Source organism: Pandoraea commovens (genome assembly GCF_024704525.1).
Lineage (GTDB): Bacteria > Pseudomonadota > Gammaproteobacteria > Burkholderiales > Burkholderiaceae > Pandoraea > Pandoraea commovens.
The window spans coordinates 1898698-1916291 of the sequence record NZ_CP102780.1; the positions used below are offsets into that span (position 1 = coordinate 1898698).

Consider the following 17594-nt stretch of genomic DNA (forward strand, 5'->3'; position numbering starts at 1 on the left):
CATTTCCCCCATTTCCACGGAGACCCCTCGCTCCATGACGATCATTATTCCGACCAAGGGCAACGCCACGTCCAGCATGCTGGAGATCTGGCAGTCGCATATCCAGCAACAGCAGGCGGACAAGGCGCAGGCGGCGGCCAAAACGGCAGCCGCTACCGGCACCGTCAATCAGGCAGCCTCGACGAAGTCGGCCGGTGCCGACGACGCGGCCAAACCGGCCACTGCCAACACCGATGCCACGACCAACACCGACGCCGCTGAGAACAACGGCGTGAGCCGTCTGGGCGACAAGACGCTGGTGGATCTGCGCTCGATGAACGAAAGCGCCAAGCAGCAGGGGCAGGCGCTGTCCGCGACGGACGGCGGCTCTGGCGACGACATCAAGGCGCAGACGATCCGCAAGCTCAAGGAAATGCTGGCGAAGGTGATGAAGCAGTTGGACGCGGTGCGCACCAACGACCGTCTCCCGCCCGAGGACAAGCTCCAGCAGACAAACGCGCTGTCCGCTCAGGCCATGTCGATTCAGGCGCAGATTCTCGCGCTCATGGCCCCGACGAAGGCCACCGGCAACAACGTCAACACGACCGCCTGACGTTCCTGACGGTCGCGCAATCGCTTTTTTCCGACGCATCTCTGCGTATCTTTCTCATCGCAGTGATGCGCCGGACGGATCGATTGCTGCAAAACATGCAACGATCCGCGTACCCGAAGCGCGCTAAAATTCTGCTCTCGCTTAATTCATCTTTGAGGTCCGGCTGACGGCTGCGCCTCGTCCCCGTGCCGCATGAAGCAAGACAAGACGCTCACCGCCCTGCTATGGATTGTCGCGGCGGGCTTTTTCATGCAGGCGCTCGATACGACCATCGTCAATACGGCGCTGCCTGCCATGGCCGCGAGTCTTGGCGAGAACCCGCTGCGCATGCAGCCAGTGGTCGTCTCCTACTCGCTCACGATGGCCATGCTGACGCCCGCGTCGGGATGGCTGGCCGACCGCTTCGGTACGCGACGCGTGTACTTCGTGGCGATCCTGCTGTTCGTGCTCGGCTCGGTTGCGTGTGCGATGGCGCACACGCTGCCGCAACTCGTAGTCGCGCGGGTGCTGCAAGGCGCAGGCGGCTCGATGTTGTTGCCCATCGGGCGTCTTGCCGTGCTGCGGACATTCCCGGCTGGCGAGTACCTGGCGGCGCTCGCTTTCGTCTCGATTGCGGGGCAGGTCGGCCCGATGATCGGCCCGGTGCTGGGCGGCTGGCTGGTGCAGGTGGCGTCGTGGCACTGGATCTTCCTCATCAATGTGCCCATCGGCCTGATCGGCAGCCTCGCCGTGCGTCACTACCTGCCGCGTCCCGCGAAGGACGAAGTCATCGATACGAGTTTCGACTGGGGCGGGTTCGCCTTGCTGTCGGTGGCGATGGTGTCGTTCACGCTTGCGCTGGATCATCCGTTCTCGGCGGCTGGATGGGCGCCGTCTGCCGTCCTCGCGCTGCTTTGCGTTGCGACGACGCTCGGCTACTGGCCGTACGCCCGACGTCGTACCGCGCCGTTGTTCCCGCTGGAACTGTTCGAGACGCGCAGCTTCAGTCTCGGCTTGCTGGGCAATCTGGTCGCGCGCATCGGTAGCAGTGCCGTGCCGTTCCTGCTGCCGCTGCTGCTTCAGGTGGCGATGGGTTACAGCCCGCTGGCTTCGGGGTTGATGATGTTGCCGGTGGCGCTCGCCGGGATCGTCGTCAAGCGCATGGTCACGCCGCTCGTGGTGCGCTTCGGCTATACGCGTTTTCTGATGGTGAATACGGCGGTCGTCGGCGGCTCAATTGCGAGCTTCGCGCTGTTCGGGCCGGGTTGGCCGATCTGGCTGGGACTCATGCAACTGGCGGTGTTCGGCGGGGCGAATTCGATGCAGTTCGCAGCCATGAACAGTGTGACGCTGAAGGATCTCGGCACGCGTCGTGCGAGTGCGGGCAACGGGCTGTTCTCGATGGCGCAGATGCTCGCCCTCGGGCTGGGCGTGACCATCGGTGGCCAGTTGCTGGCGCTGTTCGGTCATCTGGCGGGACAGGCAGGGGAGCTTGGCGTAGGCGGCACCGTCGCAGGCTTTCGCATGACGTTCGTGTGCGTCGGACTGATTACGCTGGCCTCTGCGCTGGTGTTCCGTCGCGTGGAAGATCCGGCGGCGGGGCCGTCGCACGACGGTGGTCAGACCCATACCGCGTCTGCCACCGATCTCAAGCGCTGAGCGTCAAACCCCCATATCAAGCTGGCTGACGCTCAGTCGCCACTTACTTCTTCACCAGCGCGCACTTCGAATCGGCCAGCGGGGCGAAGGCCTTGTCGGCCGGAATCGTCTCCAGAATCTTGTACAGATCCCATTCCGACTTCGACTCGGCAGGCGTCTTCACCTGCACCAGCAGCATGTCGTGCACCAGCTTGCCGTCGGCGCGGATCTGGCCGTTGCGAATCACGGGGTCGTCGATCTTCATCGACTTGAGTTTAGCCATCACGGCGTCCGCCTCGTCGGTGCCTGCCGCCTGAACCGCCTTCAGATAGTTGAGCACGGCCGAATACACGGCGGCCTGCATCATCGTCGGCATCTTCTTGTGCTGCGCATAGAAGCGTTGTGCAAAGGCGCGCGAGCGGTCGTCCTGATCCCAATAGAACCCGTTCGTGAGGATCATGCCCTGCGCGTTCTTCAGGCCCATGCCGTGGATTTCGGTGATGAGCGAGAGCAGCGGCGTGAATACCTGTTTGCCGCCCTGAATGATGTTGAACTGCGAGGCCTGTTTGACGGTGTTGAGCGTGTCGGTGCCGGAGTTGGCCAGCGCGATCACCTGCGCGCCGGACGTCTGGGCGCGCAGCAGATAGGACGACAGGTCCGGCGAGTTCACCGGGTGCTTCACCGAGCCGACGACCTTGCCGCCCTGACGCGTCAGGATCTCGCTCGCATCTTTCTCCAGCGCCTGCCCGAACGCGTAGTCGGCGGTGATGAAGTACCACGACTTCAGACCGCGACGCAGCAACGCCTGCGAGGTCGAGTTCGCCAGCGCGTACGTGTCGTACATCCATTGCACGCTGTGCGCCGTGCATTGCTCATTGCTGATGGCGGACGATCCCGCGCCGGTCACGAGCGCGATCTTCTTCTTTTCGTCGGCAATCCGGTCGACGGCCAGCGCCACGTTCGAGAACGTGAGGTCGGTGATCATGTCGACTTTGCCCCGGTCGTACCATTCGCGGGCGATGGTCGCACCGGTGTCGGTCTTGCCTTGGGAGTCGGCGGACACCAGTTCGATGGGCACGCCGAGGACTTTGCGATCGTGCGAGAAGTCGTCGACGGCCATGGTGGCGGCAAGCACGCTGCCTTTGCCCGCGTTGTCGCTAGACACGCCAGACAGGTCGGTGAGCACGCCGATCTTCACGACTGCGTCGGAGATTGCGGCGGCTTGCGCCGGGGAAGGAAGGGCGACGAGGGAAGCAACGGCAAACGACGCGGCGACGGCAATCGTACGGCGCAAATGACCGCTAAGGCCGGTAATGCTGGGCATGGCTTGTCTCCAATGTTCGAGTTATGACGACCCGCCGCCGCCCATCTCTGCCGGAGGACGTGTGTGGCGAGTCTCGAACATCTTAAACATCACGTAATCGATTGCGCAATCCGTAATGATCGGAATCTATGCGTAATTTTTTGCCACCCAGCGCGGTCAGCGGCGAATTACCGCAGAATGCTGGCTGGGCAAGCGGCTGCGCGTGTTGTACAACTACAACCCACTGGGGCGACAAATGGTTGATTGGTCTGCTGTTGTGACGGTCTTTGGTATCTATATGGTCGCAGTGGTCATCCCCGGGCCAAACTTCGTCGCCATCACCCACAAGGCGGTCACCGGCGGCCGTGCCGATGCGCTCGCGCTCGTCGCTGGCATCGTGACGGTGAATTTGTTCTGGGCGACGTGCGCCATGCTGGGTCTCGGCGCGGTGTTCGCGGTTTTCCCGTGGCTCGCCGTCGGCGTCAAGCTGGTTGGCGCGGCGTATCTGGTCTGGTTCGGGCTGCGGCTCGTCGTGTCGGCGCGGGCGACCCCTTCGGCCGAAAGTCATCCACCGAAGGCGCTACTGTTTCGCGGCGCGTTCGTGCAAGGCATCGCCACCAATATCGCCAACCCGAAGTCCATCGCCTTCTATGCGGCGGTGTTTTCTTCGGCGGTGCCCACCCACGTATCCACGCCGACGTTCTTCGCCATGCTGGCGACCGTCGGTGCATCGGCGACGTGCTGGTACGGGGCCGTCGCGCTCGTGCTGTCGCACGCGTCGATTGCGACGGCGTATCGCCGCGTGAAGGCATGGATCGACCTGACCTGTGGCGGGCTCATGATCGCGCTGGGCATCCGACAGGCATTACGTTAATCAAGTGCCCGCTGCCGGTCGTAATCGGACTTAGCTCGCTACGGGCACGTCGTTTCGCGTGGCATCAACCGTCGTGTTTACTAGCGGTCGCCTTGAACAGCCCGAGTTGGGTCATCGCGCTCACAGCATCGTCGAAGCCGAGCTCTTCCTCGATCTGGCCGTCGATCACCCTGTACACGGATTCGCCAGTGAAGTGGAGCTTGCGGCCAGTTGCAGCGGGCAAACAGCACTCCATTTCAAAGCCATCGAATGATGGTCCCGTGTGGGTGCCCCCACCATTCCACTTCGTGATGACGTAGTCCCCTTGTGCGATCAAATCGTCTAACACGAATTTCGAGTCAGGGAACAGGGCGCGCCAGCCGGCGAGGAAGTTCTTGACCCCCTCTCGACCGCAGGCGCCCTGCTTGAGCAACGAATACTTGATTCGCATGTTCGGCGCCGCGAGTTGCTCGACCACCGAAATATCGACATTCTCGCCCCAGAAGTCCTTCATCCAGCGACGGACGACACCCTTGTTCTGCTCTTCTTTGCTCATCGGAAAGGTCCTCACAGTTGGTTTCGGAAGGATCATCGCTACTACTCGATGGCCCGAATAGCAGCATAGTCGTCGCTTCCATACGGACCGACGTTGGGTTTCGGATTTGGGACTGTGGCGCTTTAAAGTGGGTTACAAAAAAAATATTGAAATCGACCTCGTTTTATAACGCCTTGATCAGTGCTAACCAATGGAATCTCACGAATGTCCCAAAAACGCGTTTTGCGGGCGGGATGGTGGCGTTCGCTGTACTAGCATTCATTCTCATGGCAATTGAGAAATTAATGGAACTTCGAATCGCGTGAGCTCACGTGAATAAGTCGGATTTTCATAGTCCAATTTATATTGACTGACCTTTTAAAAGGATTGGGTATAGAAAGATTGTGTTGGGGATCGGCAAAAGGCAATAGTGATGAAGATCAAAATTCTCTGGATTTTGCTCGCGAAACCCTCTCGATCGGGAAATGCCCATATTGAGCCATGGCACTGCTAGAGCGCGCGGAATGGTATGACATCGCCCGATCGACGAACTGGACACCAACGTATGTCCCTGAGTCCGAGCTTTTTCCGGAAGTCATGACCGGTGATCAAGGTATTCCAATGGAAAATTGGGAAATTTATGATGAGCCGTACAAGATTTCATACCCGGAGTACGTGCGCCTCCAACGAGAAAAGGATGCCGGTGTTTACTCAGTGAGGGCGGCGTTGGAGCGTAGCCGCATGCTGGACGAAGCGGAACCTGGCTGGTTATCGCTTATGAAAGCGCACTACGGCTGCGCTATTTTCCTGGAGTACACCGGTTTGTGCACGAATGGGCGAATCGTCCGATTTGGGCGCGCGCCCGGCATGCGCAACATGGCGACTTTCGGTGTGCTCGATGAACTGCGGCACACGCAGTTGCAATTATATTTTTCGCACGATTATTGCCCGAAAGACCGGCAGTTCGATTGGGCGCACAAGGCCTGCCACACGAATCAGGCGATTGCCATCGCGGTGCGCCATGGCGGTGACGATATATCGCTCGCACGTAGCGCGACAGAGGCCGCAGTGACGCTGACGTTGGCATTCGAGACGGCTTTTTCCAATCTGCAGTTCCTCGGCCTGGCCGCCGATGCAACTGAGGTCGGCGATTTCAGCTTTGCGAACTTGATCTCGAGTATTCAGACCGACGAGGCTCGCCACGCGCAGATCGGCCAGCCGGTGGTGCGGATACTGATTGCCAATGGCCATAAGGCCCACGCGCAAAAACTCGTGGACGTTGCCTTCGCGCGCATGTGGCGCCAGTTCTGCTATCTATCCGGCAACTCGATGGACTATTGGACGCCGTTGGAACACCGGAAACAATCATTCAAGGAGTTTGTTCAGGAGTGGATCCTCGGGCAATTTGAACGCTCACTCCTCGAGTCTGGCCTGTCCTTGCCATGGTATTGGGATCGAATGATCGCTGAGTGCGAATATCAGCACCATGCATACCAACTTTGTACTTGGTTTTGGCGTCCGATCGTTTGGTGGAACCCGGCGGCGGGCGTAACGCATGAGTGCCGTGACTGGCTCGAGGAGAAGTATCCGGGCTGGAACGACACGTTCGGAAAAGCCTGGGACGTCATTATCGACAACCTGCTCGCCGGTAAACGCGAGTTGACATTGCCCGAGGTGATGCCGGTCGTCTGCAACATGAGCCAACTGCCGATATGCGCGATGCCGGGCAACGGATGGAACCTAAAGGACCATCCGCTTGATTACAACGGCCGTGTCTACCATTTTGGCTCGGAAATCGATCGGTGGGTTTTTCAACAAGACCCGACACGCTATCGAGATCATCTTTCGTTGGTGGACCGGCTGCTCGCTGGCCAGATTCAGCCTCCCGATCTGAACGGTACTCTCAAGTATATGAGCATAGCCCCCGGCGAAATGGGTGATGACGCGCACAACTACGCCTGGGTCGAAGCCTACCGCGACAACCCCTACGTCAAGCAGGCTATTTGAGGTCGAAAGCAAACGGAGCGTACACATGGCGACTTTTCCCATCATTTCCAACTTTCAAGGCGACGTCGTATTGCAGCTCGTCCTTGTGGATATAGAACACACCATGGATGAAGTAGCGGCGGAGGCGGGCCATCATTCTGTTGGTCGACGGGTTGCGCCGCAACCGAGCAAGGTCATCAGGGTGAGACGCCAAGGCAGCGACGCGCTCTACCCACGTCAGGCAAAGTTGAGCGAAACGGATATCAAGCCGATGGACGCGCTCGAGTTTATTTTTTGCGACCAGTGAGTCGATTATGAAATTTGAGAAGGTTTGCTCCCTCGATGACTTCTGGGAGGGCGATCTGATCGATGTCACGGTGCAAGGCCACGTGATTATTCTGGTCTGGCCGGAAGGGTCGACGCCGCGCGCTTTCCAGGGAATCTGCCCTCACCAGGGTTTCCGACTCGCAGGGGGGCAATTCGACGGTCGCACTTTGAAATGTCCGGCCCATCAATGGACTTTCGACGCTAATACCGGCAAAGGCATCAATCCCGACGATTGCCAGCTTGCCGAATACACGCTCAAGCTCGACGGCGATGACGTTCTGGTGGCTGTCGATGGTATTGAGCCCCGATTTTCTCATTCCTGAACCTGGATAGGACCCCGTCATGACTATCGACAAAGCGAGCAGCCCAAAGCGCAACAATTGGGTCGGGCCGGTACTTCGGGCCAGCGACATCACGGCCGGAATCATCGAGGCTGCGCGTGAAGACAATCCAGGCAAAACGATTCGCGTCGATGACAGAGGCGCCTACGTACGGATCGGCGCCGAGGTGGAGTTGATCCTGCGCCGCAGCACTGTGGAGGCGGCCCTTGGCCGTCCATTCCGAATGGCGGAACTGGAAGTCAATCTCGGCTCGTTTGCAGGCAACATCGAGACAAACGACGATCATGTCCGCTTCTATTACAAAAAAACGCTTTAAGGAGAAGCAAGAATGGAACATTCCGAAGTCCTGAAGCCTTTGAAGACCTGGAGTCATTTGGCGGAACGGCGACGCAAACCGAGCGAATACGAGGTCGTTTCGACCAACCTCATCTTCACCCTTGCCAACCCCGAGGCGCCGTTTGAGCTGGACTCAAACATCGGCACGGCGCAGTGGTTCAAGCGGTATCGCAACGCGGGCGCATTGACGCATCCGAACTGGGGGACATTTCGAGATCCGGACGAGACCGTCTATCGCACCTACAACCTGTTGCAGGATGGGCAGGAGACCTACGTTTATGGGCTGCTGGATCAGTTCTCAACCCGAGGTCACGATGCCTTGCTGGCGCATCCGTGGGCCGAGACGTTGGCGCGACTCTATACGCCGGCGCGCTTCCTATTTCACGCGCTGCAGATGGGGGCCGGCTATTTGGCCCATATCGCCCCCGCGTCGACCATCGCGAACTGTGCAGTTTTCCAGATGGCCGACTCTTTTCGTTGGGTGACGCACACCGCCTATCGGACTAAGGAGTTGTCGTACACGTTCAAGGATCTCGGTTTCGGTCGCGACGAGCGCCGGTATTGGGAGCAGGATCTCGCGTGGCAGGGCTGGCGTCGGCTTATCGAGCAGGCGCTCGTCGCCTGGGATTGGGGCGAAAGCTTCGTGGCGCTGAACCTGGTCGTTCGGCCTGCGGTAGAAGAAGCGGTGTTGCGCGGCCTTGGGCAAGCCGGCAGAAATAACGGGGATACCCTGTTGGGTCTGTTGACCGATGCTCAACTGGCCGATGTCCAGCGACAGCATCGCTGGGCTGTGAAGCTGGTGGCAATGGCGCTGGAGCAGGAGACAAACCGCGCCGTCATTGCTGGGTGGCTGGACAAATGGGTATCTATGGCCGATGAGGCGATCGAGGCCTACTGCGCGGCGCTCCCCGATGTACCGGGCGCGGGCGTGGAGGCGAGCGTCGCAACGCGCAACTTCAGGCGCTCGATCGGCTTCTGAGGGCCAGAAGGCCGGGATTGAACACGGCTTCGGATGAGCCACGACCGTGAGGCGCGGGATAAAGCTGGTGGCAGCCGCCGCGCAGACGCAGAACGGCTACCGATTTCACAACGGCTTCCTAGTTCTGGCAGCGGGGCGTTGCACCCTGTGCGCTGGTGGCGATGGCGTTGCCGATGCCGTCCGCAAGACGGTCGACGAGCTTGCGCTGCGCCGCAACAACGTCTGCGATACCCGACGCGGCGGGCTCCGTCCCCGAGAAGCGGCACGTCAGCACGATATCGCCCGGCACTTTTCGCACACTCCAGACGGCCGTGAGCGCCGCTTGTTCGCCCGGCGTCGATTCGAACCGCTGGACCGACGTCGACACGCGATAGACCGCAAGCCCGTCGGCACGGGGCAAGCCATAGACGTCCATCGCGCCCAGACGCTGTGTCAGATCGCGAGAGATCGTCGACGTCAGCTCGGTCTTGAGTGGGGCAGCCCAGCGGGATTCCTCGAGAATATCGACGCGTCCGCCACCACGGGTGACGACGATCTGCGGCCGGTCGACCTGTTCGGGCACGGCCACGGGCGACACTTCCAAAGCGTACGGTGTTGCCGGAGCTGCCGCGCCGGTAGTGGCGTTGGCGTTCGCGGCGGCGCTACCTGTCCCGGCACCCGCATCCGTCAGCGTATAGAACGTGGACGACGGCGAGGCACAGCCGGTAAGCGCCAGCACGAGGGCTGCCACAGCGGCGAGTCCTGCTTTCCCGGCTATCGCGGGCAGGGCGGAGATGTCGCCGTCCATCGGCGCTGCACGCAGGCGCGGGCTACGGGTCATGTCGGTCGGCCTCGTCATGGTTGCGGGTCCTTCGGTTTGCCGCGCAGCAACGCTTCGGGATGTTGCTGCAAGTAGTCGGCGAGGGTGTTAAGGGAGCGCAGCGTCTTCGTCAGTTCCTGCATGGCCTGACGGACGTCCTGCTGCACAGGCGCGTCTTCGGAGAGCGTGCGCTCGGCCGCACCGAAGCTCTTCTTCGCTTCGCCCAGCGTGGCCTTGGCTTCCGGCGCGATCTCGCCGTCGAGCTGACGGAACAGCCCTTGTGCGCTATCCATCGTCTTGTCGAGCTTGCGCAGCGTCGAGTCCAGATTCTGTCCGATGCTGTCGAACGGAATCTTGTCGAGCTTGCTGGCAATGTCGGCGATCTGAAGCTGCAACTGGTCGAGCGTATTGGGCACCGTCGGCATGGTCAGCACGTCGTCGACCATCTCGGCCTTGGCGGGTTTCGCGTTCGGGAAGAAGTCGAGCGCCACGTACAACTGGCCGGTCAGCAGATTGCCGGTGCGCAGCTGGCCGCGCAGGCCGCGCTGCACGAGGGCGTCGAGAATCCGGTGACTGTTCAGTTCCGTCGGCGGCACGCTGTTCTTCGGATCGCGACGGCGCAGACGATCCGGATAGACGTCGACCGTCACCGGCATGTTGATCTGCTTTGTGGCCTGATCGAACTCCACGCCGATCGACGTCACTTCACCCAGCGTGATACCCCGGAAGTCGACCGGTGCACCGACAACCAGCCCGCGCAGCGACTGCTGGAAGCGGAACACCACCCGCACCGGGTGCGTGTCGGGGGCCTTCATGGCGGTGGCTTCGTCGGGGGCCAGACGGAATTCCTGCCCGGCCTTGGCCATGACGCCAGCGCCCGAGTCGCTCGGGGCCTGGAAGGCGATGCCGCCGATCACGACCGACGCGAGCGACTGCGTATTGACCTGGAAGCCGCTCGAATCGAGTCGCAGATCGATGCCGCTGGCGTGCCAGAAGCGCGTATTGGACCCCACGTACTGGTCATAGGGGGCCTGCACGAACACGCGCAGCGTCACGCCCTTGCCGTCCGAATCGAGCGCGAACGCTTCGACCTGACCGACCTGAATGCGGCGGTAGTAAATCGGCGAGCCGATGTCGAGCGAGCCGATATCGCTCGCGTGCAGCACGAACTGCTTGCCCGGCTGGCCGCTTGAGACGACCGGCGGCACTTCCAGTCCGACAAAGTGGTTCGCGGAGTCCTTGGCCTTGCCGGCGTCTGCACCGATGTAGGCCCCGGAGAGCAGCGTCGACAAGCCGGAGACGCTGCCACCCGCCACACGCGGGCGCACGACCCACCAGCGCGAATCCTTCACGGCGAAGTTCTTCGCGTTCTTGGTGAGGTCGACGGTGACACGCACATGCGAGAGGTCTTCCGACAGTTCGATGCTCTTGACCGTGCCGATATCGACTTCCTTGTACTTGACCTTGGTCTTGCCCGCTTCGAGTCCCTCGGCCGTCTTGAAGTCGATGGTCACGCTCGGACCGCGCTCAATGAGCACCTTGGCCACCAGCGACAGCCCGATCACGGCGGCGACCAGCGGAATCAGCCAGACGAGCGAGGGCGCCCAACGCTTGCGCGGTTCGATGGCCGGCGTCGGCAGATTGCCCGCCCCGGGCGGTGGCACGGCTTTCGGGTCTTGCGAGTCTTTCGGGTCAGTCATGATCGTCCTGTTCGGTATCGTCGTCGCGGATCTGATCCCAGATCAGGCGAGGGTCGAACTGCATGGAGGCCACCATCGTGAGCACGACCACGGAGCCGAAAGCCACGATGCCCGGACCGGCCTGAATCACGGCCAGCGACTGAATGTTCACGAGCGCCACCATCAGCGCGACGACGAAGACGTCGAGCATGGACCAGCGTCCAATGAACTCGACCATGTGATACAGCTTGGTGCGTTGGTGCGGTTTCCAGCGGGTGCCGCGCTGCGCGGTAAAGCACAGCAGCGATAAGGCAATGAGCTTGAGCATCGGGACGAGAATGCTCGCTGTGAAGACGACGATGGCCAGATCGTACTCGCCGCTCGTCCAGAAATAGATCACGCCGCTCATGATCGTGTCGCTGGAGTTACCTAGCAGCGAGCGCGTCTGCATCATGGGCAGGACGTTGGCGGGAATGTACAGGATCGCCGCTGCGATCAGCAAGGCCCAGGTGCGCGTGAGGCTGTCGACTTTGCGCTGATGAAGCACCGCGCCGCATCGCGGGCAACGCTCCTTTTCGACGGTTTGCACTTCGCGCGACAGACGCCCGCAGACGTGGCAGGCGACCAGTCCCGCCGCTTTGGCCGAGAGATATTTCATCGCGTCACCGTCCGGGATTCGCTGGCCTTCTGCGCCTTCAGCGCTTCCACCGCCGGGTCCGGCGTGCGGTCGATCACGATCCACAGATTGCGCAGATCGTACGACAGCACCAGCGCGAGCAACATCGTCAGCGCGCCGAACGCCCACAGCGCAATGCCCGGCAACACGCTCGCCATGGCCGAGAGTTTGACCAGCGAAACCAGTACCCCGAGCATGAACACTTCGATCATGCCCCAGGGGCGGCAGAACTCGATGGCGCGCATTACCTGGAAGACCGCATAGGGCCGTCGGCCGATCGAAAGCGGTGCAACCAAATGGATCAGCGCGAGCAGTTGCGACAGGGGAAACAATACAGTCGTGGCGAACACGAGCAGCGCGACGAGCCACATGCCCTCGCGATACAACGCCCAGGCGGCACCCACGAGCGTCGTCTCGGTATAAATGCCCTGCACCTCGATCTCGACGATGGGGAACGCGTTGGCGATGGCGAACACGATCACGCACGTCAGACTGAGCGCGAGCACGCGCGACAGGCGCAGGTCGGGGGAGCGGTAAAGAACCGAGTGGCAACGCACGCAGCGAGCGGTCTCGCGCGGCGGCAGGTCCATGCGACGGTGGAGCGTGTCGCAATTCGGACATGCGATCAGGTTCGTCACGTCATCTTCAGGGGGCAATGTGTCCATTACCGGGGACGGTGACCAAAGTGACGCTCAGAATACCAAAATGTCAAGGAAGTTCCCATGTAATCAGCCGCAATGGCGCTCAACGCAATATGCGGCATGGTTTGTGCTAAGTCACGGAAATCATTACTTGTTTGCTCTATACTCAACACACTCCCGCAAAGTTACCCAAAATTTGAGGAGAATTCCCCCATGCTTAATATGTCCAGGCGTCAGTTCCTCAAAGTGAGTGGCGCAACGCTGGCAGGGTCCAGCCTGGCAATGCTCGGGTTCGCGCCCGACGCGGCGCTGGCGGAGGTCCGTCAGTTTAAGCTCGCGCGAGCGACCGAGACCCGTAATACCTGTCCGTACTGTTCCGTGGCCTGCGGGTTGCTCATGTACAGCTACGGCGACGGTGCGAAGAATGCGAAGAAGAGCATCTTTCACATCGAAGGCGACCCCGACCACCCGGTCAATCGCGGCACGTTGTGCCCGAAGGGCGCCAGCCTCATCGACTTCATCCACAGCCCGAACCGTCTCACGCATCCGGAGTACCGTAAGCCGGGGTCCGACAAGTGGGAACGTATTTCGTGGGACGACGCGCTCGATCGCATCGCCAAGCTGATGAAGGCCGACCGCGATGCCAACTTCGTCGAAAAGACGGACGACGGCCTCACGGTCAACCGTTGGCTCACCACCGGCATGCTGGCCGCTTCGGCGTCGAGCAACGAAGTCGGGTACATCACGCACAAAGTCATCCGCAGTACCGGGATGCTGGGATTCGATAACCAGGCACGTGTCTGACACGGCCCGACGGTGGCAGGTCTTGCCCCGACGTTTGGCCGTGGAGCGATGACGAACCATTGGGTCGACATCAAGAACGCGGATCTGGTACTCATCATGGGCGGCAACGCAGCCGAGGCACACCCGTGCGGTTTCAAATGGGTGACCGAGGCGAAGGCGCACAACAAGGCGCGCCTGATCGTCGTCGACCCGCGCTTTAACCGTTCGGCATCGGTCGCGGACTATTACGCCCCGATCCGTACCGGCACGGACATTGCGTTCCTCGGCGGGTTGATCAATTACCTGCTCACGAACGACAAGATTCAGCACGAGTACGTCAAGAACTACACCGACTTCACCTTCCTGGTGAAAGACGAGTTCTCGTTCGAAGACGGTATCTACTCGGGCTACAACGACGAGAAACATACCTACGACAAGTCCTCCTGGGATTACCAGAAGGGCGCGGACGGTTACGTCCTCACTGACCCGACGCTGCAACATCCGCGTACGGTGTTCCAACTGATGAAGCAGCACTACTCGCGTTACACCATCGATATGGTCGAGCGCGTGTGTGGCACACCGGCGGATAAGGTCGAGTACATCTACAAGCAGATCGCTGAGTGTTCCACCCCGACGCGCACCATGACGATCCTGTATGCGCTCGGCTGGACGCAGCACTCGATCGGCTCGCAGATCATTCGTACCGGTGCCATGGTGCAGTTGCTGCTGGGCAATATCGGGGCGGTGGGCGGCGGCATGAACGCGCTGCGCGGTCACTCGAACATCCAGGGACTGACCGATCTGGGGCTGATGACCGATCTGCTGCCGGGCTATATGTCGCTGCCCAAGCAGGCGGAGCAGACCGTCGAGCAATATCTGACGGCGCGCACGCAAAAGCCGCTGCGTCCGAACCAGCTCAGCTACTGGCAGAACTACCCGAAGTTCTACGTGAGCCTGATGAAGGCATGGTGGGGCGATGCCGCCACGGCCGAGAACAACTGGGGCTACGACTATCTGCCCAAGCTCGACAAGCCGTACGACATGCTGCAAGTGCAGGAGCTCATGAGCAAGGGCAAGATGACCGGCTACATCGCGCAGGGTTTCAACCCCATCGCGGCGACCCCGGCCAAGGTCAAGTGGGACAAGGCGCTCGCCCAGCTCAAGTTCCTCGTCATCATGGACCCGCTCGCGACGGAGACGTCGGAGTTCTGGCGGAATTTCGGCGAGCACAACGACGTCGACTCCAGCAAGATTCAGACGGAAGTGTTCCGTTTGCCGACGACCTGCTTCGCCGAAGAAGACGGCGCACTGGTCAACTCCGGACGCTGGCTGCAGTGGCACTGGAAGGGCGGCGAGCCGCCGGGAGAGGCGCGTACCGACATCGAAATCATGTCGGCGCTGTTCCTGCGCCTTCGCGAGATGTACAAGACGGAGGGTGGCAAGTACCCCGACCCGATCGTTAATCTGTCATGGCCGTACGCCCAGCCGGAGAGCCCGTCGCCCGAAGAACTCGCCAAGGAGTACAACGGCCGGGCGCTCAAGGACATCGTCGATCCGAAGGATCCGACCAAGGTCACGCGCCGCGCTGGCGAGCAGTTGTCCGGGTTTGCCGAACTCAAGGACGATGGCAGCACTTCGTCGGGTTGCTGGATCTTCGCCGGCGCCTGGACGCAGGCGGGCAACCAGATGGCGCGACGCGACAACAGCGACCCGACCGGCATCGGTCAGACGCTGAACTGGGCGTGGGCGTGGCCGGCGAACCGTCGCATTTTGTACAACCGTGCGTCGTCCGACCTCGCGGGCAAGCCGTTCAACCCGAAGCGCAAGCTGGTCTATTGGAACGGCAAAGCGTGGACCGGTGCCGACGTGCCTGACTTCAAGGTCGACGAGGATCCGGCCGGTGGCATGAGTCCGTTCATCATGAACCCCGAAGGCGTGGCGCGTTTCTTTGCCAAGGGGGCCATGGCAGAGGGCCCGTTCCCGGAGCATTACGAGCCGTTCGAGACGCCGCTGGGCTACAACCCGTTCCATCCGAAGCAACCGAAGGCCACGCGAAACCCGGGTGCCCGCGTGTTCCCGGACGATCTGGCGACGATGGGGACGGCCGAGCACTTCCCGCATGTGGCAACGACTTATCGCCTGACCGAGCATTTCCACTACTGGACCAAGCACGCGTTGCTGAACTCGATCATCCAGCCCGAGCAGTTCGTCGAAATCGGCGAGGCGCTTGCGAAGGAAGTCGGGGTCGTCGCGGGCGACATGGTCAAGGTGTCGTCCAACCGGGGCTACATCAAGGCCAAGGCAGTCGTTACGAAGCGCCTGCGTGCGCTGAAGATCGACGGTAAGACGGTTCACCATGTGGGGATTCCGATTCACTGGGGCTTCAAGGGGTTGACCAAGCCCGGGTTCCTCGCGAATACGCTGACGCCGATTGTGGGCGATGCGAATTCGCAGACACCCGAGGTGAAGTCGTTCCTCGTGAAGGTCGAGAAGGCCTAAGGAGGCGCCATGGCATTGCAATCACTGGATATCAAACGGCGCTCGGCAACGACCTTGCCGTCGCCCTCGGTGCGTGAAGCGCACACGGGCGACGTCGCCAAACTCATCGACGTCTCGAAGTGCATCGGCTGCAAGGCCTGCCAGACGGCGTGCATGGAGTGGAACGACCTGCGCGACGAGGTCGGGACCAACGTCGGCGTGTACGACAACCCGGCCGATCTGACGGCGGACTCGTGGACGCTCATGCGTTTCACCGAGTACGAGAACCCGAAGGGCGACCTCGAATGGCTTATCCGCAAGGATGGCTGCATGCATTGCGAGGACCCGGGCTGTCTGAAGGCTTGCCCGTCGCCGGGTGCGATCGTGCAATACGCGAACGGCATCGTCGACTTCCACGAAGAGGCCTGTATCGGCTGCGGGTACTGCATTACCGGGTGCCCGTTCAACATCCCGCGTATCTCGCAGAAGGATCACAAGGCGTACAAGTGCACGCTTTGTTCCGACCGCGTGTCAGTCGGGCTGGAGCCGGCCTGCGTGAAGACGTGCCCGACCGGGGCGATCATGTTCGGCACCAAGGACGCCATGAAGGATCAGGCAGCCGAGCGTATCGAAGACCTGAAGTCGCGGGGCTTCGACAACGCCGGGCTGTACGATCCGGCGGGCGTGGGTGGCACGCACGTGATGTATGTGCTGCATCATGCCGACAAGCCGTCGCTGTACCACGGTCTGCCGGACAACCCGCGCATCAGTCCGATGGTGACGTTCTGGAAGGGTATTGCCAAACCGCTGGGCGTGGCTGCGATGGCGCTCACGGCGATTGCCGGTTTCTTCCACTACATCAAGACCGGTCCGAACGAAACGACCGAGGAAGATGAAGAGGAAGCCCGCCGGTACGATGCATCCCGCAAGGGAGGCGGTCCCGACGGCCAGAAGGGTGTTGTCACGCACGAGGAGGTCTGACCATGTCGATTGATTCGAGTAGTGATCACAAGCACGGCAAGGACGAACTGATCGAGCGTTACAACGCGGCGGAACGCATCAACCACTGGATCGTCGCGGGCACGTTCATTTTGCTCGCGCTGTCCGGGCTGGCGTTGTTCCACCCGTCGATGTTCTGGCTCACCAATCTGTTCGGCGGCGGGCCGTGGACGCGGATTCTGCATCCGTTCGTCGGTCTGGTGATGTTCGTGGCTTTTGTGTGGCTCGCCATGCGGCTTGCGCGCTACAACAAGTTCGAACAGCGCGACACCGAGTGGATGAAAAATATCGGCGACGTGCTCAACAATCGCGAAGAGAATCTGCCGGAAGTCGGGCGTTACAACGCCGGGCAGAAGCTGCTGTTCTATGTGATGGTGTTGTGCATGATCGGACTGTTGCTCTCGGGCATCGTGATCTGGCGCGCGTACTTCGCGTTCTACTTCCCGATCTGGGTGATCCGTCTCGCCTCCGACGTACACGCGGTGTGTGCATTCGTGTTGATTTGCGGCATCATTACGCACATCTACGCGGCGATCTGGATCAAAGGTTCCGTGCAAGCCATGACGCGCGGTACCGTCACCCGCGGCTGGGCGTGGAAACACCATCGCGCCTGGTACAAGCAGCTCAACAAATAAGTCCGGCCCTGCTGGTGGCCGGACGCTCTTACGAG

At 61.1% G+C, this 17594-nt stretch carries 17 protein-coding genes; 11 read left to right on the forward strand and 6 right to left on the reverse strand.

Translation table 11 applies throughout. The annotated features are described in order from the left end of the window. The first annotated feature begins 34 nt into the window (after positions 1–34). Together NTU39_RS08955 and mdtD are read left to right on the forward strand one after the other, a co-directional pair. A complete protein-coding gene (locus NTU39_RS08955) occupies positions 35–592 on the forward strand; it encodes a FlxA-like family protein (RefSeq protein WP_257959685.1) in 558 nt (185 codons plus the stop codon). 192 nt (positions 593–784) lie between these two features. Further along, positions 785–2230 (forward strand): multidrug transporter subunit MdtD, encoded by a 1446-nt coding sequence (gene mdtD, locus NTU39_RS08960; protein WP_257959686.1) that lies wholly within the window; start codon positions 785–787, stop codon positions 2228–2230. 43 nt (positions 2231–2273) lie between these two features. Here the strand turns inward: mdtD and NTU39_RS08965 are convergent, their stop codons facing one another. Further along, positions 2274–3533 (reverse strand): ABC transporter substrate-binding protein, encoded by a 1260-nt coding sequence (locus NTU39_RS08965; RefSeq protein ID WP_150665643.1) that lies wholly within the window; start codon positions 3531–3533, stop codon positions 2274–2276. Between the two features lie 235 nt (positions 3534–3768). On the opposite strand from NTU39_RS08965, the gene NTU39_RS08970 reads away from it, so the two are divergent. After that, entirely contained in the window at positions 3769–4386 is a 618-nt protein-coding gene (locus tag NTU39_RS08970) for a LysE family translocator (protein ID WP_150665642.1), read from the forward strand. A 64-nt stretch (positions 4387–4450) separates the two neighbouring features. On the opposite strand, the gene NTU39_RS08975 is transcribed toward NTU39_RS08970, so the two are convergent. Further along, the gene (locus NTU39_RS08975) at positions 4451–4921 is read right to left on the reverse strand and encodes an ester cyclase (protein WP_150665641.1); all 471 of its coding nucleotides are present in this window, start codon (positions 4919–4921) and stop codon (positions 4451–4453) included. Positions 4922–5401: 480 nt separating this feature from the next. Between NTU39_RS08975 and NTU39_RS08980 the strand changes: the two genes are divergently transcribed. From NTU39_RS08980 to NTU39_RS09000, 5 genes are read left to right on the forward strand one after another with little or no spacing between them, the layout of a single operon-like run. Beyond that, on the forward strand, positions 5402–6907 hold the full coding sequence (locus NTU39_RS08980) for a ferritin family protein (RefSeq protein WP_257959687.1): 1506 nt from the start codon (positions 5402–5404) through the stop codon (positions 6905–6907). A gap of 25 nt (positions 6908–6932) precedes the next feature. Continuing rightward, positions 6933–7193 (forward strand): toluene-4-monooxygenase system B family protein, encoded by a 261-nt coding sequence (locus NTU39_RS08985; protein WP_150665639.1) that lies wholly within the window; start codon positions 6933–6935, stop codon positions 7191–7193. 7 nt (positions 7194–7200) lie between these two features. Further along, positions 7201–7536: a monooxygenase system ferredoxin subunit gene (locus tag NTU39_RS08990; protein WP_257959688.1), complete on the forward strand. Its 336-nt coding sequence runs from the start codon at positions 7201–7203 to the stop codon at positions 7534–7536. Between the two features lie 19 nt (positions 7537–7555). Further along, positions 7556–7870, forward strand: coding sequence for an MmoB/DmpM family protein (locus NTU39_RS08995; RefSeq protein ID WP_150665637.1), 315 nt, complete (start codon positions 7556–7558; stop codon positions 7868–7870). Between the two features lie 12 nt (positions 7871–7882). Beyond that, the gene (locus NTU39_RS09000; RefSeq protein ID WP_257959689.1) at positions 7883–8869 is read left to right on the forward strand and encodes an aromatic/alkene monooxygenase hydroxylase subunit beta; all 987 of its coding nucleotides are present in this window, start codon (positions 7883–7885) and stop codon (positions 8867–8869) included. A 118-nt stretch (positions 8870–8987) separates the two neighbouring features. Here the strand turns inward: NTU39_RS09000 and NTU39_RS09005 are convergent, their stop codons facing one another. The 4 genes from NTU39_RS09005 to NTU39_RS09020 are packed head-to-tail and all read right to left on the reverse strand — an operon-like array spanning position 8988 to position 12661. Continuing rightward, complete coding sequence (locus NTU39_RS09005; RefSeq protein ID WP_257959690.1) at positions 8988–9707, reverse strand: PqiC family protein; 720 nt, start codon at positions 9705–9707, stop codon at positions 8988–8990. Further along, positions 9704–11368, reverse strand: a complete 1665-nt coding sequence (locus NTU39_RS09010; RefSeq protein WP_150665634.1) for a PqiB family protein — start codon at positions 11366–11368, stop codon at positions 9704–9706. The genes NTU39_RS09005 and NTU39_RS09010 overlap by 4 nt, the downstream gene beginning before the upstream one ends. After that, complete coding sequence (locus NTU39_RS09015; RefSeq protein ID WP_046291353.1) at positions 11361–12005, reverse strand: paraquat-inducible protein A; 645 nt, start codon at positions 12003–12005, stop codon at positions 11361–11363. The genes NTU39_RS09010 and NTU39_RS09015 overlap by 8 nt, the downstream gene beginning before the upstream one ends. Continuing rightward, entirely contained in the window at positions 12002–12661 is a 660-nt protein-coding gene (locus tag NTU39_RS09020) for a paraquat-inducible protein A (protein ID WP_246184682.1), read from the reverse strand. Before NTU39_RS09020 ends, NTU39_RS09015 begins: the two co-directional genes overlap by 4 nt. 216 nt (positions 12662–12877) lie before the next feature. Here NTU39_RS09020 and fdnG point away from each other — a divergent pair, with 216 nt between their 5' ends. From fdnG to NTU39_RS09035, 3 genes are read left to right on the forward strand one after another with little or no spacing between them, the layout of a single operon-like run. After that, complete coding sequence (gene fdnG / locus NTU39_RS09025) at positions 12878–15946, forward strand: formate dehydrogenase-N subunit alpha (protein WP_150665633.1); 3069 nt, start codon at positions 12878–12880, stop codon at positions 15944–15946. A 9-nt stretch (positions 15947–15955) separates the two neighbouring features. Then, the gene (gene fdxH / locus NTU39_RS09030; protein WP_150665632.1) at positions 15956–16906 is read left to right on the forward strand and encodes a formate dehydrogenase subunit beta; all 951 of its coding nucleotides are present in this window, start codon (positions 15956–15958) and stop codon (positions 16904–16906) included. Between the two features lie 2 nt (positions 16907–16908). Next, a complete protein-coding gene (locus NTU39_RS09035) occupies positions 16909–17559 on the forward strand; it encodes a formate dehydrogenase subunit gamma (RefSeq protein WP_150665631.1) in 651 nt (216 codons plus the stop codon). Positions 17560–17594: the final 35 nt, after the last annotated feature.